Source organism: Streptomyces narbonensis, from assembly GCF_014649015.1.
In the GTDB taxonomy this organism is placed as follows: Bacteria; Actinomycetota; Actinomycetes; order Streptomycetales; family Streptomycetaceae; genus Streptomyces; species Streptomyces narbonensis.
This window is the reverse complement of record NZ_BMSF01000221.1, coordinates 1-500: the sequence shown is the minus strand read 5'-3', so window position 1 is coordinate 500 and position 500 is coordinate 1. Positions and strand designations below refer to the sequence as shown.

The window sequence follows — 500 nt, the reverse complement described above, 5'->3', positions numbered from 1 at the left end:
TGTGCATTCCATGATAAATAAATATTTTTAGGTATTTTAAATGCAGGATATTTCCAATTTAAATTTTTTCGTACTAATTCTATTTCTTTTTTTCCTAAAAATGATCCATGACAATTTGATGTACCAGCTTTATTAGGTGAACCATAACCTATTAATGTTTTACAAATTATTAATTTTGGTTTATTTTTTATTTTTTTACTTATCGATATAGCTCTATTTATTTCTTTAAAATTATGTCCATTTATTGGTCCAATAATATGCCAATTATAAGATTTAAATCTTTTATATGTATTATCATTAAACCAATTAGAACTTTTTCCATCTATAGAAATATTATTATCATCATAAAATACAATTAAATTACCTAAACCTAAATTTCCAGCTAAAGAACAAGATTCATGACTAATTCCTTCCATTAAACATCCATCACCAACAAAACTCCAGATTTTATGATTTATTATTTTATAATTTTTTTTATTGAATTTTTTAGATAAATTATG

1 protein-coding gene is annotated in these 500 nt (G+C 21.6%); it reads right to left on the bottom strand.

The window, feature by feature from the left end; genetic code table 11:
* Positions 1-500, bottom strand: a 500-nt coding sequence (locus IE124_RS34570) for a thiamine pyrophosphate-binding protein (protein ID WP_502266949.1), incomplete at both ends; no start/stop codon positions are given.